Annotated in this window: 9 protein-coding genes; 1 reads left to right on the top strand and 8 read right to left on the bottom strand. The window is 72.2% G+C overall.

Annotated features, from left to right (window positions below):
- Positions 1 to 1,020 precede the first annotated feature (1,020 nt).
- Positions 1,021 to 3,318 (bottom strand): lantibiotic dehydratase, encoded by a 2,298-nt coding sequence (locus ACOZ38_RS37790; protein WP_424535761.1) that lies wholly within the window; start codon positions 3,316 to 3,318, stop codon positions 1,021 to 1,023.
- Between the two features lie 367 nt (positions 3,319 to 3,685).
- On the opposite strand from ACOZ38_RS37790, the gene ACOZ38_RS37785 reads away from it, so the two are divergent.
- Positions 3,686 to 4,837: a cytochrome P450 gene (locus ACOZ38_RS37785; protein WP_424535760.1), complete on the top strand. Its 1,152-nt coding sequence runs from the start codon at positions 3,686 to 3,688 to the stop codon at positions 4,835 to 4,837.
- 26 nt (positions 4,838 to 4,863) lie between these two features.
- Here ACOZ38_RS37785 and ACOZ38_RS37780 read toward each other — a convergent pair whose 3' ends face one another.
- The 7 genes from ACOZ38_RS37780 to ACOZ38_RS37750 form a co-directional block, all read right to left on the bottom strand.
- Positions 4,864 to 5,748 carry a tryptophan 2,3-dioxygenase gene (locus tag ACOZ38_RS37780; protein ID WP_424535759.1) on the bottom strand — a complete coding sequence of 295 codons (885 nt, stop codon included), beginning with the start codon at positions 5,746 to 5,748 and terminating at the stop codon, positions 4,864 to 4,866.
- Between the two features lie 96 nt (positions 5,749 to 5,844).
- Positions 5,845 to 6,672: an ABC transporter permease gene (locus tag ACOZ38_RS37775; RefSeq protein WP_424535758.1), complete on the bottom strand. Its 828-nt coding sequence runs from the start codon at positions 6,670 to 6,672 to the stop codon at positions 5,845 to 5,847.
- Complete coding sequence (locus ACOZ38_RS37770; protein ID WP_424535757.1) at positions 6,672 to 7,508, bottom strand: ABC transporter permease; 837 nt, start codon at positions 7,506 to 7,508, stop codon at positions 6,672 to 6,674. The genes ACOZ38_RS37775 and ACOZ38_RS37770 overlap by 1 nt, the downstream gene beginning before the upstream one ends.
- A 39-nt stretch (positions 7,509 to 7,547) precedes the next feature.
- Positions 7,548 to 8,498: an ATP-binding cassette domain-containing protein gene (locus ACOZ38_RS37765; RefSeq protein WP_424535756.1), complete on the bottom strand. Its 951-nt coding sequence runs from the start codon at positions 8,496 to 8,498 to the stop codon at positions 7,548 to 7,550.
- Between the two features lie 64 nt (positions 8,499 to 8,562).
- A complete protein-coding gene (locus ACOZ38_RS37760) occupies positions 8,563 to 9,348 on the bottom strand; it encodes a thioesterase II family protein (protein ID WP_424535755.1) in 786 nt (261 codons plus the stop codon).
- Complete coding sequence (locus ACOZ38_RS37755; RefSeq protein ID WP_424535754.1) at positions 9,345 to 16,994, bottom strand: amino acid adenylation domain-containing protein; 7,650 nt, start codon at positions 16,992 to 16,994, stop codon at positions 9,345 to 9,347. The genes ACOZ38_RS37760 and ACOZ38_RS37755 overlap by 4 nt, the downstream gene beginning before the upstream one ends.
- Positions 16,991 to 21,730, bottom strand: coding sequence for an amino acid adenylation domain-containing protein (locus ACOZ38_RS37750; RefSeq protein WP_424535753.1), 4,740 nt, complete (start codon positions 21,728 to 21,730; stop codon positions 16,991 to 16,993). Before ACOZ38_RS37750 ends, ACOZ38_RS37755 begins: the two co-directional genes overlap by 4 nt.
- Between the last annotated feature and the right edge of the window lie 268 nt (positions 21,731 to 21,998).

The raw sequence follows: 21,998 nt of genomic DNA, 5'->3' as shown, positions 1-21,998 counted from the left end.
GCCACAGAGGGATCAGATCGCGACCGGACGTGAGCGGATGCGCCATGCACTGGTCGCTGTGGGCGCCCCTGATTCGGTGGCCACCCACTCCTGTGTCCGCAGGCTCCAGCCAGAACCGGTCCGCCTGATTGCCGCCTCGCTCGCCGCAGTAGGCCGTACGCGTGGCGGAATCCGGCTCAACGCACGGCGTCGGCCGCCGCTCGCCCATGGCCAGCGCGTGCGCACGCTTCGCCATAACGCGGCCTCTTCCTCAGAGCACCCGCAGGCGTGCACGAATGCCACGACGAGTTCGTCTCGTGGCAAAGTGGTACGGCGGAGCGCGCCCAGGAGCGTGCTGTAGGGCAGCGACCGGCCCGCCGCGGCTGCTCGCTTCCACCTGCCGGAACGTCAGTCCTGACCACGCCCCGAGCCGCCGCATCTGCGCGATGAACTCCGCGGGGGGCCTCGCGTCTGGCGGATCGGGACCGTCTGAAAAGTGGATGTATGGCCCTGATCTTCGTCAAACTTCCAGACCGTCGGCCAGAGGCTCCGCCCATTCCACCGCACCCAGCGCGGTTCACGGTTCGTTTCGGCTAAGACAGCCGCCTGGAAGACGTCGCCGGCCGCGCGAGCCGGAAGGTAGCAGCCGCCTGTGGCGACGGCGTGGATCGCGCCGACGATGCCCGAGGCCGGCTCTCCCCAAGGGACATAGCCACGGATCCCTGCCCGCGCGAGGCTCAGGATCTCATGAGGGGTGAGCCTGGGTGAATACGAGAGCAGGGGCACCGCGGCGACGAGGGCGGCGAGTTCCCGGCTTCGCCGGAGCGAGATGCCTGGCAGCGGCGTCCAATGGTATCCGGGCGAGCGTCGTGCAACGGCTCGCGGCCACGTCAGCGCGGGTTGTCATGGCGCGGAGCAGGTCGCCCAGCGTGGTGTGGCCACTCACCTGGAGAGACATCGCTCCGTCAGGGGCTTCGAAAATCCGTCTCTGGCCGGGCAGGTCGCCCACGACGACGACAACGCGCATATTCTCACCTCCCTTCACCCCGTGGCCGCTGATCTGTCGGGAGACGTGTCTCCGCCCGCGTAGACGAACCCGAGGCGCAGTTCGCTGGTGTAGGCGTGACCCTCGGCATCGGGGAGCCACGCCTGCTCAGGGGCTGGGAGCATTTCCGTCAGCCGGATGAGTCCGCCGCCGCGACGGCGTATGCGCCTGACCGCGGACAGGAAGTTGTTGACGAACAGCGGGCTGTCGAAGTCCAGGTAGACCGGTTTGTCCTGGGACGCGGCGCGCCAGAAGACGAATCGAGGCAGCCCCTGGTCACGGGCCCAGCGCCGCAGCGCCACGAAAGCCGCCGCCTCACCGTCCTCGGCCACCCCCGGCACGTCGTCCGCGGCCAGCCGCCATGTCTCCCTGGAGATGACCAGCCGGTCCACGGTGACCCGCGGCGTGTGCGCGGCCGGGCGCAGCGGGTGGAACAGATCGACGACGCTCTCGTACGCCATCTCGCCTAGGACGTCGAGCACACCGAGGCGCAGTCCCTCCGCGGTCCGGATCTCGATGTCCCCGTCCCTGATCGCGATCATATCGACGAGATCGAGCCGTCTTCCCGGCGGGACAGAGCGCGAGTCGTCCGCGCTCCCGAAGGTCAAGTACCAGAAGAGCCCGGAGGTCAGCGTCGAGTTGGGCGAGTCGCGACCGGTGAACTCGGGCGACCGCGGATAGGCGGGCACCACCCTGGGGTGCGTGGACAAGGCATCCTCGACAGCGTCGCGGAGCCTGCTCTCCTCCGGGTGGAACAGGGTGAACGTCTCGGCGTCGTACGTCAGCCCGGCAAGGTGCAACTCTCCCATGACCAGCTCGAATTCGCCTCGGGCCACCGCCTCGGCATCTGCCGCGGCCAGCATCACATCTGGGCTGTGGTAGGCCGCTCCGTACCAGGTGGGAGGGGGTGCGGGAAACGCGGCCCGAACCCGTTCCGCGAGGTCTTCTGCCCCGAACTGGAGTCGGCGGACCCCGGGTTCGACGGCCAGCACCGCGGCCCAGCAGTCCTGGAACTCCTCCAGAACATGGCCGAACCACGCTGGATCGAGCCGACGATCGAGGAACTCCGCGACCAGCGGGCCCAGCGGCACGGGCACGCCTTGCGCTCCACCGGCGAACCGGTCGTACAGATCCGCGAACAGCGCCTCAAGGCACTGGCCGAAACGCCATGTGAGCCATTTCGCGCTTTCCAGGACCACGGTCACCGGCGGCAGCAGCGCATCGACGATGGACCTGCCCATCACCACCCTGACATCGCGCTCGCACTCCTCGAAAACGGCGCTGCGGCCCAGCGGTCGCCGATCACGAGTGTGTCGCGCCGACGCGCCGGTGATTTCCTCGACGAGGAGGTCCATCCCGGCGAGCGCGTGGGCCAGCGCCTCGGGCCGGTCTGCGGCGGCGATCCGCGTCCGCGCCTCGTCGAACCGCCGCAGGATGTCCAATGCCTCGTCGCGCTCCTGGGAGGCGGGGAGCGCTCTCAGCCGGTCGCGGAGCGCGACCTCCGGCCGCCGATTCTGCGGCACCGGCGGCCGCCAGCGGATCAACTCGTGCTCTCGCAGTCGCTCCAGCACGTCGAGCACATCGCTCTCGCCCCGCACTCCCGCCACCCCACGCCAGCGCAGGTCGGCGGCTATTGTGCGGGCGGACCGCGACCCGTCCGCCGTGGCGAGGACGGCCGCCTCCACGGGCGCCAGTCGCCGCGGGGCGGCTCCGGAGCGTACGGCGAACCCGCCGCTGACCATGAGTCCCGCCGGGCGAGCGGGCGGAAGGTGGCGGCGCAGGAGGTCGTTCTCCGCCAGCAGCGCTCCGAGGTCGTCCATCAGCCAGTCCTCGAAGAAGATCTCCCGGCGCGCGACGATCTCCGGCCCGGGCACGATCTCGGCATGGGCGGTCGCGTCGTCGAAGAGGGCCCACACCGCGGGGCCAAAGAAGCCGATGGTCTCGTTCCTCGCGCAGTAGCGCTGCGCGTACCGTGCGAGCAGGTCCTCGTTGCGCCGCCACACCGCGTTCCTGCGTTCGTCTCCCGCGTGACGGCTGAACCAGGCGCACACCCGTTCGAGGACTCCCGGGTTCTGCCAGAGCAGGGCCCGGTGGAAGACATCGTGCTCCGACAACTCGATGAGCCGGTCGGCACTGGCGCGCGCCCATCGCTCCCACATCTTGTCACGGCGTTCCGGTGGGCTGGCAAGCACCGCCTCGGCCGCCTCAGGGTCGCCCAGCGCGAGAAGCCGCTCGACGGGCAGGCCGGCGCTGCGAACTACGGCGTCGGGCAGCAATCGCCACGCTTTCGACATGTGCCTCCGGTTCCGTGCGCAACGTCCCCCCATGCTCGCCGTGCTTACTCAGACATGGCCAGAGGCGGGGACCGTCGTGGCGACTTGTCGCCACGACGGCGATTACGGCGGACGGGGCGGGCCGGCTGCCATACCCTCCGAAACGGGTGTCCCGCGACCTGGTGGTCCCCCGCCCGTCCCGGGCGCCTTCGTCCGTCTGGAGGCAGTGAGCATGGCCGAATCGGAGAGTGCTCACCCGCGACGAGCGGGTTCGGAGTCGGCATGCCCGCCGGAGGTGCCCGCGGGCCCTGAGCGCGAAGCGGGGGTCAACGGGCCGCCGAGAATAACGGTCGACCTCACCGACCCGCGGACCTTCGTGGGAGACGGCATGCGCCCTATGTGGCGTGCGCTCCGCGACGCCGCGCCGGTGCACTGGCATCCGGAGGGCCCTGACCGGCCGGGATTCTGGGTCGTCGTGACGCACGCCGAGGGAACCGAGGTCTGCTCCGCCCCCGACCGGTTCACCTCCTGCGGGGGGAACGTGCTGGCCACCCTGCTCAAGGGCGGTGACTCCGCGTCAGGGCGGATGGCCGGGGTCAGCGACGGCCCGCGGCACAGGGAGATTCGCCACCTCCTCCGGACAGTGCTGGCGCCGAACGTGCTCGCGCCGGTTCTCGCCGGCGTACGCGAGCGGACCCGGAGCCTGCTGGCCCGCGCCGTCGCCCAGGGCGAGTTCGACTTCATGGCCGATGTCGCGGACCACGTGCCGATCGCGACGGTCTGCGAACTGATGGGGGTCCCCGAATCCGACCGGCCGGCCCTGCTGGCCTGGAGCAAGATGGCGCTCAGCTCGGACACGGGCAAGACGACCGAATGGGACGCGATGGTCGCCCGCAGCGAGATCCTGGCCTATTTCCACACGCTGGCCCGCCGCCGGCGCTCCGATGGCGGCGACGACCTCGTGAGCGCCCTGGGCGCCGCCACCCCTCCCGGCGGCCCGTTGACCGCCGAGGAGATCGCGGCCAACTGCTACAGCGTACTGATCGGCGGCGACGAATCGAGCCGTATGGTCGCCGGCGGCGCCGTCCAGAGTCTCATCGAGCACCCGGCGCAGTGGCGGGCCTTGCTAGCGGGCACCGTCTCCGCCGACCATGCCGTGGAGGAGGTCCTGCGCTGGACGGCACCCGCCATGCACCTCGGTCGCCACGCCGTGAGCGACACCCTGCTGGGAGGGGCGCGCATCCAGGCAGGGGACATCGTCACAGTGTGGATCTCGTCCGCCAACTTCGACGAGCGGGCGTTCGCCGATCCGTCGGCGTTTGATCTCACCCGGTGGCCCAACCGGCACCTGTCGCTCGGCCGCGGGCCGCACTTCTGCGTCGGTGCCCACCTGGGGCGGGCGGCGCTGCGCATCCTGCTGATGCTGCTCAGAGACTTCGCGGTCCACTTCGAGCCAACCGGTCCGGGGAACAGGGTCTTCTCCAATTTCCTCTCCGGCTACAGCAGCCTGCCGGTGCGGGCGGTGCGAAGCCACGCCTGAGCGCCCGCCTTGCGTTCGAGCGTCCTTCAGAGCAAGTCCCGCGCCGTCCAGAGCTCGGGGAACAGACGGCGATCGGCGTTCTGCCGCAGCCAGGCGATCCCGGCGCTGGCGCCGGAGCCCGGTTTGCCACCGATCATCCGCTCCGTCACGAGCAGGTGCACAGAGCGCCAGCGGCCGAACTCGTAGGAGACGTCGCTCAAGGTCTCGGCCATCAGGCGCAGTTCGCCGTCCCCGTCGGGGCGGTAGACCGCCGCCCACGCCCGCTCCACCTCGGGGCGCGGCTCGTATGGCCGCGTCAGATCTCGATTGAGGTGGTCCGGCGGCACGAGTCCGGCACGCCGGGCGAGTAGCCCGAGCGCCGCGTCGTACAGGCTGGGGGCGGCCAGGTCGGCGGCCAGCTCGGCGGCGATCGCGGGGATGTCGGCGTACGGTCTGATCGCGCGGGCCGTCTTCTCCCCCAGGACGAACTCCAACCGGCGGTACATGAAGGACTGGACGCCGGACGCGCCCCCGAAGTGGGCACGGAAGGCGGCGAACTCGTCAGGGCCGATCCCCCGCAGCACCTCCCAGGTGTCCACCAGGAGCCGCTGCGCGGGCACGGCGCGGCGCAGCGTCCACAGCGCGTCGGGAACGCGGTCGGCCACGAGCTGGTCGCGGGCGGCCGCGAACTCCTCCCGCAGCAGCTTGAAAAGCAGTTCCTGGATCTGCCACACGACGACGAAGCACAACTCGGCCGGCATGTCCGTGCGAGGGCGCTGCAGCGACAGCAACAGGTCGATGCGACCGTACGCCAGATACGGCGACCTGCCGCCTGCGGCGAGGGGATCGCCGTACGGGACCGCCTCACGATCTTCCGGTTCGCGCTCGCACACGGGCCGATCGCCGGCGTCGGTGGATCCATTCACGTGCATCCGCGTCATGTCCTCTCGGCAGCCGTGCTTCTCGAATAGGACGCCGTGCCGGCCGTGCCCTTCGCGCCGGTCATGATCTCGGTACCGGCCATGCGCTCAGTGCTGGCCGAGCGTCCCGTCGGCCAGGAGGCGACGCTCGACGCGCAGGAACTGCCAGCGCCCGGCGAGCAGCCAGGCAGCCGACGTGACCACCAGTAACCCGATCTCGACGGGCGCAGGCCGGATGGGCGTGGCCCCGAGCGCCGTCGCCCGGGAAATGTCGATGGCCCAGGTCACGGGTATTGCGTATGCGACAGCCTGGAGCGCAGAGGGCAGCACGGAGACGGGGAACGCGACGCCGGCCAGCATCGCGAGGACATAACCCAAGCTGTCCACGACCTCGCCCGCGTGACGCCAGCGCAGCACGAGGGCGGCCACGAGGTAGCCGAGGCCCGCCACGCCGGGCAGGGCCAGCGCGGCGGCCAGCGGGATCAGCAGCAGGCCAGCGCCGTACGACGCGCCGAAGATCAGCCATCCCATGGCGAACATGATCAGCGCGGCGACTGCCGCGAGCAGGGTGCTGCTCGTTATGGAGCCGAGGAGCAGCGAGTCACGGGAGACGGGCGCCGCCCAGCTGTGTTCGATTGTTCCCAGTTCCCGGTCTGTCTCGATCGCGTTCGCCACGCCCCACGTCACCCCGACGATGAGCGCGCTGAACGCCATTCCGATCGTGAGCCAGCCTGCCAGGTCGGCGGTGCCGGTGAGGCCGGCGAGGCCGATGGCACGGCCCGCGACGAGGAACGCCGCGCCGAGGAGAAGGGCCGGGAGGACGAGCTGGTAAAGGGGCACGAGCACCAGGAGGTTGGCGACGCTGACAGGGTAGCGGGCGGCCACCCGGAGCTCCCGCGCCGCGACCGCCGCGATGACGCTGAGGCTGATTCGCATCAGAGGTACCCGAGCCTTCCTGTCCTCCGCGCGTGCCTGATGCTCACGGCGAACACCACCATGGCGGCGATGGCCAGCACGACGGGCGAGACGGCGAGGACGATCACGCCGAGTCGGTCCGGCTGCCAGCGCCCGCCTTCGAGGACCGCTCCGCGTAGTTCGGCGATGACGTGCGTCGGCGCCAGCAGCTCCCCGATCCGTTGCGCCCATGCGGGAAGCACCGCCAGCGGGTACGTGACCCCGCACAGCAGGGTGAGCAGCCCGCGGACGATCTGGACCACGCCGCCGGCGTCCTGGAAGCGGAGGGCCGCGGTCGCGAAGACCGCGCCCATGGCCAGCAAGGCGGGGGTGGCCGCCGCCAGGACGAGCAGGCCACGAGCGAGCTCACCGGGTCCGATGGGCACCCCGAACGCGAAGCGCAGGGCCGCGAAGACCGTGCCGAAGACGACCAGCGCGGGCAGGAGGTGGGCGGGCGCGGGACCGAAGAGGACGGTGAACCGCGACGTGGGCGTGAGGAAGATCGCCTCCAGGGTGCCGCGCTGCCGCTCCTCGCGGAGCAGCATCCCCGGTCCCCACAGGACGACCGAGATCCACAGATGGATGGCCCAACCGAGGTACAGATAGCCGACCACCTGGCCGGTCCCGGCGCGTTCGGCGAAGGCTGCGGTCGCCCGCGGGTCACCGCCCGCGTACCCGCTCGCCTGGGCGACGTACGCTAAGGGCAGGATCAGGGCCCAGGCGCCGAGCGAGACGAAGACGACGGGATAGCGTCTGATCTCCGCCCACTCCTTGACCGTACTCGCCGCGAAGGCCCGCGCCTCGGCTCTCAGATTCACTCGGACGACCTCTCTTTGCGTTCTCGGGGGTCGATCGGCTCATTCGCGCAGACTCCTCCCGGTCACGGACAGGAAAACGTCCTCCAGCGTCACCGGCTCGACGTCCACCCGGCGGAGCGTCACGCCCAGGCTCAGGGAGACGTCGATGACGCGCGGGAGCGGTTCCTCTCCGGCGGAGACGTGGAGCGTCAGCGTGAAAGCCGCCCCCTCGTGCTCCTTGTCCACCACGTCGGCTACCCGCCCGATCCGCTCGACGAGAGCGGCCTCAGCGTCCGCGCTGACGTCCTCGAACTGCACACGTACCACCTGCCCCGCGTTCACCAGGGATCGCAGCTCCGCAGGTGTCCCCAGCGCGACGATCCGCCCCCCGTCGATGATGGCGACGCGATCGCACAGCTCCTCGGCCTCGTCCATGTAGTGCGTCGTCAGCACGACGGACCGGCCAGCGGCGCGCAAACGCGATATCCGCTCGCGGAGGTGAAGCGCGGCCTGGGGATCCAGGCCCGCGGTCGGCTCGTCAAGCAGCAGTACGGCGGGCTCGGGCAGCAGTGCCCGGGCGATGGCCAGGCGCTGGCGCATCCCAGTCGAGTAGCGCTCGACGTAGTCGTCCGCGCGCTCCGACAGGTCCATCTCCTCCAGGACGGCCTGGATCCGCGGACCCCACTGTGCGCGAGGAATCTGGTAGAGCGCGGCGAAGTATTCCAGGTTCTCCCGGCCGGTGAGCTTCCAGTAGACGCTGCGCTCGCCGCCGAGAACGGTGCCGAGGCGTCGCCGGGCCGCCGCCGGGTCGGCGGCGACGTCCACCCCGTTCACCCGCACGGTGCCCGCAGTCGGCTCCAGAAGAGTCGCGATCATCCGTACGGTGGTGGACTTGCCCGCGCCGTTGGGCCCGAGAAGCCCGAAGATCTCCGCCTGGCCGATCGTGAGATCCAGCCCGTCCACCGCCGCCACCTCGACCCGCTGGTCTGGGCGGCGGGCCAACCGATCCATCAGGGTCCGCCGACCCTGATGGAAGGTCTTGGTCAGCCCGTCGATGTGAATGGCGGGTGGCGGTTCACCGCATGTCTCCGGCATGTCCAGTCCCTTCTCTCGTCCGCAGGATGGCGTCCCGAACCGCTCCGACCACCTGGTGGGGGGATTCGGCGAGGAAGAAGTGCCCTCCGTCGAACATCCGCAGCTCGCAGGAGCCCTTGGTGAGCTCGGCCCAGTTGGTCAGCTCGGCGGCGGGCACTCGGGCGTCGGTACGCCCGCCGAGGACGGTCATCGGGCACCCGAGGAGCGGCTCGGGTTGCCATGGATGGCGTTCGAACAGGGCGAAGTCGGCCCTGACAACTGGCAGCATCAGGTCCAGCAGGGACGGCTCGGCCAGGACCGCCTCGGAGACACCCCCATATGTGCGGAGCCTGGCGAGGAAGCGGTCGCGCGGCAGTGCGTGTGCGGGTGGATCGGGATCCAGGCGGTGGGGCGGGCGGTGCGCGGATACGATCAGCAGCCTGGGCGGCGGTCGATCGCGACGGCGCAGCTCGTGCGCGAACTCGAAGGCCACGCGGGCGCCCATGCTGTGCCCGAACAGCGTGTACGGAAGCGCGCCCAGGCGGTCCTCGAACACGTCGGCCAGCTCGGCGACCAGGCGCGGGAGGTCGCTGACCGGCGGCTCCCCGAACCGGTTCTCCCGGCCCGGGAGCTGGACCGGCCAGACCTCCGTCCCCGACGCCGCCAGCTCTCCGACCCAGGCGCGGAACGCCGCCGCGCCGCCTCCGGCGTACGGGAAGCAAAGCAGGCGATCAAGCGCGCGGGGGAGGGCGCGGGTATACCTGGTCCAGGTCTCCGGCACGGTCACGCGTGCCCCCGTTCCGCCACGAGCGCCCGCAGCGCCGCGACGAACCGGTCCGCGGCGGCGGCGACGACCTCCCGCCGGTCGCGGTCCACGGAGTACTGCCAGTCGGCGACCAGTTCTCCGTCCGCGACGGCGACCTGCACCCACAGCCGGAAGCCGCGCTTCTCACCAGGGATCCTGCGGTCCCGAGGTCCCGGCGTCACCAGCCGCGCGACCGCGTTCCAGGCCGGGCGGTCCCTCCCCTGCCCGATGTAGTTGAAGGCCACGTCGGGAGGGGGTACGTCTGCGAAGTGCCCTCCATGCCAGCGCAGGGCGCCGAAGCCCACCCCGTCGTCGGGCACCTCGGTCAGCCGGCCTGCCATCCGCGCCGCGGCGTCCGCTGGCGTCCCGGCGCCGCGCACCGGGAGCAGCACGGGGTGCATTGCGGTGCACCAGCCGACGGCCCGGCTGAGATCGGCCTGGGGGAGGTGGGGCAGGGTGCGGCCGTGGTGCATCCGCATGACGGCCAGCTCCCCGTCGGGGACCCATCCCCCGAACGCCCAGGACAGCGCGCCGAGCAGGCTCGCCATGATGTCGTGCCCGCCCGCGCGGGCCAGCAGCGCTCCGGTCGCGTCCTGTTCGAGCCGGCACCGTACGACCTCCTCGCTGAGAAGGTCGCCGGGGCCGGCCATCGGCGCGGCGGGAAGCCGCGTGGTCGCGCCCCCCTGGATCGCGCGCCAGTACGGGCGCTGGGTGAGCGCCCGCGGGGAGGACGCGTAGTCGGCGAGCGCGCGGGCGTACGCGGGGAAGCCGGTCACCACGGGCCGGGGCGGCGTGCCGGTGGCGATAGCCACGAGATCGTCAAAGAGCACCTGCCAGGACACGGCGTCGGTGGCCAGGTGGTGCGCGGCGACGAGCAACCACGGCGGCCGGCCGTGGCCGCGGTTCAGGAGGAAGAAGCGGATCCGCGGCGGGCGGTCGAGGGGCCAGTCGCGCACCGCGGCCCAGGCAATCTCCTGGACGCGCTCCGAGTGCCGCTCGGGAGCCACGTCCGTGAGGTCGATCGTCTCGATCAGGCCGTCGTCCGGCACCGGGCACACCTCGAACCAGCCGTCGCCGGTCAGCCGCGACCTCAGCATGGGGTGGGTCTCCAGCAGGAGTCGCACCGCGTCGGCGAGTCGGGCGGGGTCGACCGGGCCGGAGAGCTCCAGCAGCGCGTACTGGTCGATACGGCCCGGATTGCTCGCGGCGACGTCGAGGAACCAGCGCTGGATCGGCGTCAGCGGTGCCCTGAGCGGATCGGCCGGCACGTTGGGCTCGTCCCCGGCGGGCTCGTCCCCGGCGGGCTCGTCCCCGGCCGCCCGTGCTCCGGCCTCGGCCAGACGCGCGATGGTGGACGCGGTCAACACGTCGCGAGGCTGTACGGGCAGTCCGGCCGCCCGGGCGCGGCCCGCGATCTGCAGTGCCAGGATGGAGTCGCCGCCCAGGGCGTAGAAGTCGTCGTGCACGCCGACCACGGCCACGCCGAGCACCTGCCGCCACAGGTCCGCGAGGAGCCGTTCCTTCGGAGTGCGCGGCGGGACCCGCTCGTCCCGCTCGTCGCCGGTGAGGGGAAGGGCGCGCAGGGCCGCGCGGTCCAGCTTGCCATTGGGCGTCAGCGGCAGCGAACCGATCGTCTCCAGGCGCGCCGGCTGCGCGCCGACGGGCAGGCGACAACTCAGGTGGCGGCGGACGGCTTGGGCGTCGACCGCGGTGTGCTCGGGCACCACGAACGCGGCGAGTCCGTGCCGTCCGCCGCCGAGCGGGCGCAGGACGGCCGCCGCGGCCGCGATCCCGGGCGCGCTCGCGAGCGCCGCCTCGATCTCACCCGGTTCGAGCCGCATGCCACCAATCTTGATCTGGTCGTCGAAGCGGCCGAGGAACTCCAGTCCCTCACGGCGCGTCCAGCGGACCCGATCTCCCGTGCGATACAGCCGCCCGCCCGGCCGGCCGTACGGGTCGGGTACGAACCGCGCGGCGGTCAGGGCGGGGCGTCCGAGGTATCCCCTGGCCAGGCCGGCCCCTCCGAGGTACAGCTCTCCGGTGGCGCTCACGGGCACGGGGCGGCCCGCCGGATCGAGCACCCGGACCACGGTATTGGCGATGGGACGGCCGATGGGCACGGTCCCCGCGCCCGCGCCCGCTACGGCCGTGGCGCTGGTGACGTCGATGGCGGCCTCAGTCGGCCCGTACAGGTTCTCCAGCCGCATCCATGGCATCCGCGCGAGCGTTCTCGCCGCCAGGTCCGCATGGAGGGCCTCGCCGCTGCAGACGATCAGGCGCAGGCTCGGGCAGTCGGAGCCGGGCTCCGCGAGGAAGCGTTCGAGTACGGACGGCACGAAGTGCACGACGGTGGGCTCTTCGCGGCGAATCAGTCGGACGAGCTCCCCCATGTCCCGATGCGCCTCGGGCGGAACGACGACGATCCGCGCGCCCGCGAGCAAGGGCCAGAAGAACTCCCAGACCGACACGTCGAACCCGATCGGCGTCTTCATCAGCACGCGGTCGCCGGGGCCGAGCGGAAAGGCCCGCTGGGCCCAGGCAATGCGGTTGTAGAGGGCCGCCTGCTCGACCACCACACCCTTGGGTCGGCCGGTCGAACCCGACGTGAAGATCACATATGCGGCGGTGCGGGCGTCCCCGTCCGCGGCGACCGCGGGGGGCCTCGGACCGGCGGGCGGCGAGAGGTCGGCGTCGTCGTCCAGCACCAGGACGGGGTCGGCATCGTCGAGGATCATCCGCAGCCGCAGCTCCGCCGCATCGGGTTCCAGGGGCACATACGCAGCGCCGCTCATGGCGATGCCGAGCACGGCAACGACCTGACGCGCCGAGCGCGACATACGGACCCCCACGTGGGACTCGCTCGTCACCCCGATCGCCCGCAGGCGCTCCGCGAGGGCACCGGCCCGCGCCCAGAGCTCGGCATAGGTCAGCGTCAGGCCGGTGGCTCCCTCCGTCACGGCGACGACGCCCTCGCACGCACGGGACTTCGCCCCGATGACCCCGACCAGGGTCTCGCCCGGCGGCCACGTCACGTGCTCCCCCTCACCTTCCGTCAGCAGCTTGTCGCCGGAGGGGAGTTCGGCGTGCGCAGCCGGTGCGGGGTGTCCCCGGGCCGCGGCGCGCAGCACGGAGACGTACATCTCCGCGATCTGCTCTTCTTCGGCGTACGGCTCGTTGATGCCGAGCAGCAGCGTGAGGTGCTCGACCCCGTCGGCGACCACGCGGTCGAACGAGGCCATCAGCGGGAAGTCGGTGCTGGCCTGCTCTCTGAACCCCGAGGTCAGCCGGATCCCGCCGTGCTTTGTGCCGAGGCTCATGGAGTGAAAGCTGGTGTAGTTGAAGAACGTCTCCAGCAGCGCTCTGCCGCCCACGGCGCGCTGCAGCAGCCCGCCCGGCCTTCTGCGGTACGGCTGGAGCTCACGCTCGGCGTCGAAGGCGGCCTGGGCCGTCTCCTCCCACGAGGCGGCGGCTCCCGGCAGTCGCACCGGCACGGTGTTGAGGAACAGTCCGCGCGTCTCGTCGCCGCGGCCGTGTTCCAGGCGTCCGTTGGTGACCAGCCCGGTCAGCACCTCAGACACTCCGGCCAGCCGTGATACGGCCACGGCGTGCGCGGCGAGGAGAACGCTCTTGAGCGGGACGCCCGCCCGTACGGCGAGCCCCGCGAGACCGGCGGCGACCTCCTCGCCGAGGGGAATCACCCTCCGTCGCGCCGGACGGGGATTCTCGGCCGCAGCGGGGAGCCGGGGCGGCTCGACCCCGGAGACGAGGCTGTCCCAGTACACCGCGGCCTCCGGATTCGCGGCGGCGGCCCGCTCAGCGAGCACATACTCGTGGAACAAGGGCTCGGGCGGCGCCTCGACCGTGGGCGGCGACCCGACCAGCAGTTCCCCGTAGCGGTCCAGGATCTCCTGCAACGTCGAGGTGAGGCTCCAGCCGTCCAGGATCGCATGGCACTCGACCAGGCCTAGCCACATCTCCTCCGGACCGGACCGCAGGACGTGCAGCCGGAGCAGGGGCGGGGCGCTCAGGTCGAGGGGCTGGCGCTGATGGACGGTCATCCACGCCCGGACGGCCTCCTCCTGGCCCTCTAGGTCGAGGGATCCCAGGTCCACGTATCCGATGGGGACCCTGACCCGCTCGTGGACCAGTTGCAGCGGCTCACCATAGGACGCCAGGTCGAAGGAGGTGCGAAGCACCGGATGGCGGGCCACGACCAGGTCGTACGCCTGCTGAAGCGCCGCTAGGTCAACCGGCCCGGCCACGCGCAGCGTCGTGACGTTGTGGTAAGGAGGGTGCTCCCCGCCGCTCTCTTGGTGGTAGAGCATCCCGGCCTGGAGCATGGTCAGCGGATACGCGTCCGCCAGGCCCGGGGGCAGGCGGTCGACGTCGTCCGCGGAGACGCCCGCGAAGCGCGCGACCCGTGCCGGAGCAGCCTCGGGCCCGGCGGTCTCCGCCGCTGTCTCCGCGGCCTGCTCGGCCAGGGTCTGGGCGGTGAAGACGTCCTCGACTCGTAGGCGGAGGCCACGCTCCGCCAGCCGCGCGACGACCCGCAGAGCGAGGATGGAGTCGCCCCCCAGCCCGAAGAAGTTGTCGTCGCGCCGCGCCCTGCCGGGTTCCAGGCCGAGGAGCTCCGACCAGATGGCGGCGACCTCCCTCTCGGCGGGCGTGGCCGGCGCGTCGTCCACGCCCTTTCGCCTACGACCGGGCGCGGGAAGGGCGGCGCGGTCGAGCTTGCCGTTCCCAGTCAGGGGCAGGCGGTCGACGACGACCACCACCGACGGCACCATCGGCTCGGGCAGCAGGCGCGTCATCCGGCGGCGGACCTCGGTGGGGTCGGCGGATCCGACGAGGTAGCCGACGAGAACCGGCCGCCCGCTCGCCGAGGTCCGCAGGGCGGCCGCCGCCGCGGTCACTCCCGACTGGACCGCCAGGACCGCCTCGACCTCGCCCAACTCGACGCGGACCCCCCTGATCTTGATTTGCTGGTCGCCGCGTCCGAGATACTCCAATGTCCCGTCCAGCCGGAGCCGCGCCAGGTCGCCGGATCGGTAGAGCCGCCGCCCGGGCCGGTGGGGATGCGGGACGAAGCGTTCAGCGGTCAGCCGCGGGCGGTTCAAGTAGCCACGGGCGAGACCGGCCCCCGAGACATGGATCTCGCCGACGGCGCCGGGTATCACTTCGCGGCCAGCGGCGTCGAGGAGGAGGACCTCCCAGCGGTCGAGGGGGCGCCCGATCGGGGTTCCCACGGCGGGCGGCAGCGTCTCCGGGGTCAGCTCGTGGAACGTGACGTGCACCGTGGTCTCGGTGATGCCGTACAGGTTGGCGAGCCGCGGGCGCTCGGCTCCCCGGTTGCTCCACCAGAGCCTGACGGTCGCCGGGTCCAGGGCCTCGCCGCCGAAGACCACCCAGCGCAGAGCCAGCGGCGGGCAGGCCCCCGCGGCCGCCAGCGCGGCGAGTTCGCGGAACGACGAGGGCGTCTGGCTGAGCACGGTCACGCCTTCGTCCCGGAGCAGCGCTGCGAAGCTCTCGGGTATGCGGGCGGTCTCCCAGGGCACGACGACCAGCCGGCCGCCCGAGAGCAGCGCGCCCCAGATCTCCCACACGGAGAAGTCGAAGGCCACGGAGTGGAAGAGGGTCCACACTTCGTCCTCCGTGGGAGCGATCCTGCCACCCACGTCCGCCAGCAGGGCCAGGGCGTTGCCGTGGGTGATCACCACCCCCTTGGGAGTCCCGGTCGAGCCCGAGGTATAGATGACGTAGGCCGTCTCGTCCGGCAGCGTGGGCTCGGGGCCGTACGGCGCCGTGCCCGCCTCGGCACCGGACAGGAGGACGGGCATGACGGGCATGCGGTGCGCGACTTTGCCGGCCAGATCCGGCTCGCACATCACGGCGGCCACTCCGGCGTCGTCGATCAGGGCAAGGACGCGCTCGTCGGGATGTGCGGGTTCGAGCGGCAGGTATCCCGCCCCCGCGTACAGGACGCCGGCCAGGGCGGCGATGAGGTCGGGAGTACGGGCGAGGTGAACGGCGACCAGGTCGCCCCGTCCTACTCCGCGGGCATGGAGCCACCCGGCGATCAGCCGGGCGCGGGCGTCGAGCTCGCCGTACGACATCGAGACGCCGCCTCCGCTGACGGCGAGCGCCCTGGGGCGCCGACGAGCCGTCTCGGCGAGGCGCAGGTGCAGGCCGTCCGGCTCCGTGAGCGCCTCGTCAGCCTCAGCCGCCTCGGACGAGGCGGCCGGGGCGGGCGTGAGCAGGTCGGCGACGCGGCGATCCGGATCGGCCGCGACGGCGGCCAGCACCTGGCCGTACGACGAGAGCAACGACTTCGCGGTCGCCCGCTCGAACAGGTCCTCGGCATATTCGAGCCCGATGTCGATCTCCGCGTCGTACTCGGCGGCGGAGAAGGTGAGGTCGTACTTGGCGGTAGCCGTGTCCACGTGCAGGCGCTCCACGCCGTCCGCCCGCATCCTCACCGCGTTGTGGGTGAACACCGTCTGCGTGAGCGGCGCCCGGGAGAGGTCCCGGGGAACGGCCAGTTCCCTGGCGATGATCGGCAGGGGGATGTGCTCGTGGACCAGGTCCGCGGCGAGGTCCGCAGCGGTTCGCGCGGCCAGCTCGGCGAAGGACGCGCCGGGCTCGACCCGGCAGCCGACGGGCAGCATGGTGACGAAGTTCCCGACCACTCCGGCGACCTCGGGGTGGCCCCGACCCAGCGTCGGCACACCGAGCAGGAAGTCCGGCGCGCCGCTGTACCGGCTGACCACCACCTGGCACGCGGTGAACAGGACCGTGAACGGGGTCACTCCGAGCCGTCGCGCCGTCTCCCGCAGCCGGGCGGCCAGGTCGCCGGGGAGCGTGCGCACCAGCCGCGCGCCGCGCCCGGTCCAGGTCGCGGGCCGGGGGCGGTCGAGTGGCAGGTCCAGCACCACGGGCAGTTCTCGCAGGCGGTCGCGCCAGTACACGATGCCCGAGGCCCGCTCCGGCGGTTCCGAGCGGTCCCAGACGGCGAAGTCGCCGTACTGCACGTCGATCGGCGGCAGGGTGGCGCCCTCGGCCAGGGCCGCCAGCTCGTCCAGGAGCCGGTTCAGGGAGTGCCCGTCGCATGCGAGGTGGTGCACGCAGAGGGCGAGGACCGTCTCCGCCGGGCCCAGCGGTACGGCCAGCGCCCGCAGCGGTTGCCCGGACACCAGGTCGAAGGGGGTCTGCCCGAACTCCTCCAGCAGCCCGGCCAGCCGGGCCTCCGCAGCGGCGGGATCCTCGCCGGTCAGGTCGATCATCGTGATCGGAGGCTCGCGGACCGGGCGGACGCACTGGTACGGCACGCCGTCGTCCTCGCCGAAGGCGGTCCGCAGCGCCTCGTGCCTGAGTACCAGCTCGGTCAGGGCCGAGGACAGGTCCTCGCGCGAGAGCGAGGCCTGGAGGCGCACGGCGAGGGGGACGTTGTACAGCGGAACGCTCAGCCGCAGCCGCTCGCCGAGCCAGAGCTGCTCCTGCGCGTGCGACAGCGGGAGCCGTCCGCTCCGGTCGGCGCGCGGCAGGCGGGAAGGCCCGCCCCGTGAGCGGTCGGTGGGCGTGACCCGACCGGCGGGCAGGCGGAGGGCCCGAACCCGGCGGGACGCGGTCACGGCTGGTCCCCGCCGAGCTGGGCGGGCTCCTCGCCCGCGGCCCGGACCATCTCGACGAGCGCGGCGGCGGCAAGCTCCGTCCGCTCGGGTTCGAGCCGGCGGAGCAAGTCGGCCAAGGCGGCGATCGTCGGATTGGCGAAAACTCCGCGCACGGGCACGAACATGTCGAGCAGCTCGGCCAGCCGCAATGTGACCCGGGTCGCGGCGAAGGAGTCGCCGCCCAGCTCGAAAAAGTCGGCGTCCAGGTCCAGTTCGAGGTCCGGCGGCGCGTCCAGGGCCTCGCGCCAGACACTGGCCACTACCTGCTCAACCGCATCTTCCACAGCGCGCTCCTCGCGTTCGGTGGTTTCGCCGCCATGCGTCTCGGCGAGAGGCGACGGGGCCGCCGGCAGCGGCGGCAGATCTCTGACGAGCCGGTGCGGCTCTGCGGCGAGGGCACCGAGGACCGTGAGGTAGTGGGCCGTCACGCGCCCGATGGTGGCCGCTTCGAACAGCTCGGCGCGGTATTCCACACCGCCGCGGATCACTGGCCCGTCGCGCTCCAGGTTGAGGATCAGGTCGAGGTCGAGCGAACCCGTGGGCACCGCCAGCATGCGGCGGTCCGTCTCCGCGCCCGCGCCGTTGTCCTCGTCCTGGTAGGCCAGCAGCACCTGCACCAGGGAGTCGCGGGCGAGGCCCGCACGGCCGCGCACGTCCCCGACGATCGCCTCGAAGGTGACGTCGGCGTTCACGATGCAGCGGATCACCTGGGCGAACGTCGCGCGCAGCAGGCTGGACACCGTGTCGCCGGGGTGGACGCGAGCGGGTACGGGAAGCGTCTCGACGAACATGCCGACCGTGTGCTCCACGCCGGGAACGTCGCGCCCGTGGTACGGCACGCCCACGACGAAGTCGTCCTGACCGGTCCATTGTGCGAGAGTCACCTGCCAGGCGGCCAGGATCAGCGTGAAGGCGGTGACGCCCAGGAGCCTGGCCGTCTCGTCGAGGCGCGCCGTGAGCTCCGCGTCCAGGGTGAGCGGCAGCGCCGCGGCCCGGAAGCCGGGCTTTGGAGACCTCGGGCGATCGAGCGGCAGGTCCAGCGCTAGCGGGACGCCTTCGAGGATCGCGCGCCACTCGGTCAGCGCGTCAGGGTCGGCTGGGCGGGCGGCCGCCCAGGCCGCGACGTCGGCGAACGACGGTCCGGGCGGCGGCAGGACCGGCTGCGTCCCGCGCCGGAAGGCGTGCTCGGCCGCGAGCAATTCATCGACCAGGATCCGGACCGACCACCCGTCGCAGACGGTGTGGTGGGCGGTGAGGACCAGCAGGGTCCGGTCCTCACCGAGGGTGACCAGCCGGAGCCGGGCGAGCGGCCCGCTCTCGAGGTCGAACGGCCGGGCCATGTCGGCGGCCACGATCTGCTCGCATCTCGCCCTCGCCTCGTGCTCCGGCACCTTGCTCAGGTCTGTCAGCGTGGGCCGTTCGCCAGCGGTACCGGGCCGCAGGAACAGCCCCTCGGCGGTCAGCTTGAACGCGGCGCGCAGGACGTCGTGTCTGCGCAGCAGCCAGTCCCACGCCTGCGCCGTCGCGGCGAGGGCGAGCGGCCGAGCGACCTCGACGATGGCAGGGACGGTGTAGAGGGCGACGTCCTCCGCGAGCTTTTCCAGCGTCCACAGACGGCGCTGTGCGGATGTGGCGGGAACCGGTTCGGCGACGGGCGCCGTCGCAAGCGGGACGGCTTCGCGCGTCCGGCGGCTTAGGCGAGCCAGAGCCGCGGGCGTACGCGCTGTGTACAGGTCGGGGAGGGTCAGGTCGCACCCGGTGGACGCGCGCACTGCGGCGAGCACCCGCATGGCGGACAGAGAGGTGCCGCCGAGGGCGAAGAAGTCGTCGTTCGTCCCTACCGGGACACCGAGCGTCTCGCTCATGGCGCGCGTCATGGCCGTGGCCACCTCGTCCACCGGGCGCGCTGGGGCCGCGGACCGAGCGGGCGGCGCCGGGAGCGCGGCATGGTCGATCTTCCCGGTGGGCCCGGTCGGGAGGGCCTGCAGGAAGGTCAGGGTCGCGGGCATCAGGGCGGGCGGCAGCAGCGCGGACAGGGCCTCCCAGACCGTCGCCGTCGCTCGACGGCGGGCCCGGTCACCATCGGGCTGCGGGCCCTCGGCTACGAGGTACGCGTGGAGCAAGGTCTGGTCCTCGACGCGGCGCGCCGTCACTGCGGCCTCGGCGACTCCGTCGAGTGAGGTGAGTGCGGCCTCGACCTCTTCCGGCTCGACCCGGACGCCGGACACCTTGACCTGCCGATCACGTCGGCCGCGGAACTCCAGAATCCAGTCGAAGGTCCATCGTCCGAGGTCGCCGGTGCGGTAGAGCCGCGACCCGGGCGGACCGTCCGGATCCGGCACGAAGCCGCGGCCGGTCGGCACGGGGGCGTCGAGATAGCCCTGTGCCAGCATCGGCCCGCCCAGGCAGATCTCCCCGATACCGCCGGGCGGAACCGGGCGCAGGTCCCCGTCGAGCAGGGCGACGCGGCGCCCGGGCAGGGGCCGCCCGATCGGGACGACGGGGCCGCGGGCCGTTCCGTCGAGGACGTGGGCGAGCGCGGTGACGACTCCCTCCGTGGGACCGTACATGTTCCACAGGGCACAGCCATCGGGCAGGGCGGCGCGCAGGCGCTCGGCCATTCCAGATGACAGCGCCTCGCCGCCGGGCATGAACAGCCGCAGATGCAGCCCGTCGGGCACTTCCTCCTCGGCCATCTGGTGCACGAGCGCGGTGGGCAGGTTCGCGACGGTGACACACTCGTCGGCGATCACCCGCCATGCGGTCGCCGGGAGCCACGGGTTGCCCTCCCGTGCGACCAGGGCGGCCCCGGCCGTCAGCGCGACCAGAATCTGCTCAAGCGAGGTGTCGAACGCGGGTGAGGCGTACTGCAGGACCCGGTCGGCGGGGCCGAGCTCCCACAGGCGGGCCATCTGGGCGGCGTGGCCGCCCAGCGCACCGTAGGAGAGCACCACGCCCTTCGGCGTCCCCGTGGAGCCGCTGGTGAACATGATCGCGGCGGCGGCCTCGGGAGCGTACGGCGCGGCCGGGGGCGACGGGTCGGCGGCGCCGTCCGGGACGCTCCCCAGCAGCTCCAGGAACAGCCCGGGGTCGACGGCGACGCTCGGATCGACGGCGCGGGCCGCGCGCTCGGTCCTCGCGGAGGGGTGACGGGGGTCCAGCGGGACAAGGGTCGCGCCCCGCATCCACACGGCGAGGGCGGCGGCGACGAAGTCCGCGCCGCCGGGCAAGAGGGTGACGACCCGCGTGCCGGGCCCGACGCCGCGGGCGCGCAGCGCGGCGGCCAGCCGCCGGACACGCGCGAACAGCTCCCCGTAGGTGAGCCCGCGGAACGCCGGGGTGCCGGGCGCCGCCGCGGCGTGCCGGGCGACCGGCTCCCACAGCGACTCCGCCGGCGTCTCGGCCTCCGGGCGGTGGCCGGCCTGGGCGAGGCGGAGACGCACGCGCGACCCGAGCATGTCCAGCTCCCGCAACGGCACGTCCGGGCGGTCCAGCCCCTGCCGCAGCAGGCTCTCCCACCATCCTGACCACCGGGCGATCGTCTCCGGTTCGAACACGTCGGAGTACTGAACGTCCAGTTCGAACCGGCCTGCCTGCTCCAGGACGTTGAAGATGAGGTCGAACTGGGTGCCGCGCGTGCTGTAAGAGAGCGGGAGCAGCTCGTCGCCGACCGCGAATGTCAGTCCCGGCATGTTGAACAGGATGGAGAACAGGGCCGGGGCGTTGGCGGCGCGCGGCAGGTTCAGCCGCTCGACCAGGTTTGCGAAGGGGATGTCCTGGTGGGCGAAGGCCCCGGCGACGACCTCGCGGACCCGGGTCAGCGCCTGCGCGAACGTCAGCGGATCGTCGCGCAGCAGGCGAAGGGGCACCATGTCGGCGAACATGCCGACGACCTCGTGGGTCTCGCGCACGGGCCTGCTTAGCATCGTGGTACCCACCACGAGGTCGCGCCGTCCGCTCACCCGCGCGAGCAGTTCGTAGAAGGCCGTGAGCAGCACGGCGAACGGGGTGGTGCCCGCGGTACGCGCGGCAGCGGCCACCCGCTCGGACAGCTCAGCGTCCAGCGACAGCAGATGGTGGCCGCCCCTGAAGTCCGGGACCAAGAGGCGAGGCCGGTCCGCGGGCAACTCCAGATTCGGCCCGACTCCGGCCAGCGTCCGGCCCCAGTAATCCAGCTCGGCCCCGAAACCGTGCTCCAGCCTGCCCTGCTGCCACTCCACGTAGTCGAGGAAGGACGTCTCCGGGCCGGGCCCGCCCTCGACCGCCCGCTTCACGATGATGCTCAGGCCGTACGCGTCGCAGACCAGATGATGGACGCACACGGTCAGGAACCGGCGCTCACCGGCACGGATCAGCGCGAAGCGCGCGAGCGGGCCCGCCGCCAGGTCGAACGGCCGGTCGGCCAGCTCGTTCGCTACCCGCACCGCCGCCGCATCGCCGTCCTCGCCCGGCTCCGGCGCCGCGTCGATCACCTGCAACGCCCCGGGGGAAGGCGGCAGTGCCCGCTGCCGCGGCTCTCCGTTCACGACCTCGACGACTATTCGCAGCGCCTCCTGCTCCGCGACCACGCGGTCCATCGCGTCGGCCATCGTCTCCTCGTCCACCCCGGGAGGTATCCGGACCAGGAACCTGTCGTTGTACAGGGGCATGTCGGGAACGAGCTGACTCACCATCCAGACGAGAGACTGGTTGGGCATGAGCGGGAGCGGCCCCGAGCCGGTACGGCGGGGAATCGCGGGGGTCTCTCGCGATCCGGTCCCGCCTCCCGCCCGAAGCCTGTCCAAGAGAGCTCGCTTGACGGGAGAGAGGGAGCTGTCGCCTGAGTCAGTCGTCATGAGTCCTTTCCCCGGACCGAATGCCCGCCTGTCCTACGTCCGGCAGTCTGGGGGCCGCGGGCGGCGGATGGAAGATCCGTCCGGATAGCTGGCGACTAGTCGCCACGTCGGCCCTGGAGCCGGGCGGTGG

The organism is Sphaerisporangium viridialbum, from assembly GCF_049674955.1.
Classification (GTDB): Bacteria; Actinomycetota; Actinomycetes; order Streptosporangiales; family Streptosporangiaceae; genus Sphaerisporangium; species Sphaerisporangium viridialbum.
The sequence above is the reverse complement of the archived record's forward strand: the minus strand, read 5'-3'. Positions and strand labels throughout refer to the sequence as shown.

What these genes read in the sequence shown, in the direction of transcription:
- ACOZ38_RS37750 (WP_424535753.1), bottom strand. Translation starts at nt 21,730, where the DNA reads ATGCCCAACCAGTCTCTCGTCTGGATGGTGAGTCAGCTCGTTCCCGAC.
- ACOZ38_RS37765 (WP_424535756.1), bottom strand. Translation starts at nt 8,498, where the DNA reads ATGGATCGGTTGGCCCGCCGCCCAGACCAGCGGGTCGAGGTGGCGGCG.
- ACOZ38_RS37785 (WP_424535760.1), top strand. Translation starts at nt 3,686, where the DNA reads ATGCGCCCTATGTGGCGTGCGCTCCGCGACGCCGCGCCGGTGCACTGG.
- ACOZ38_RS37790 (WP_424535761.1), bottom strand. Translation starts at nt 3,318, where the DNA reads ATGTCGAAAGCGTGGCGATTGCTGCCCGACGCCGTAGTTCGCAGCGCC.
- ACOZ38_RS37775 (WP_424535758.1), bottom strand. Translation starts at nt 6,672, where the DNA reads ATGCGAATCAGCCTCAGCGTCATCGCGGCGGTCGCGGCGCGGGAGCTC.
- ACOZ38_RS37780 (WP_424535759.1), bottom strand. Translation starts at nt 5,748, where the DNA reads ATGCACGTGAATGGATCCACCGACGCCGGCGATCGGCCCGTGTGCGAG.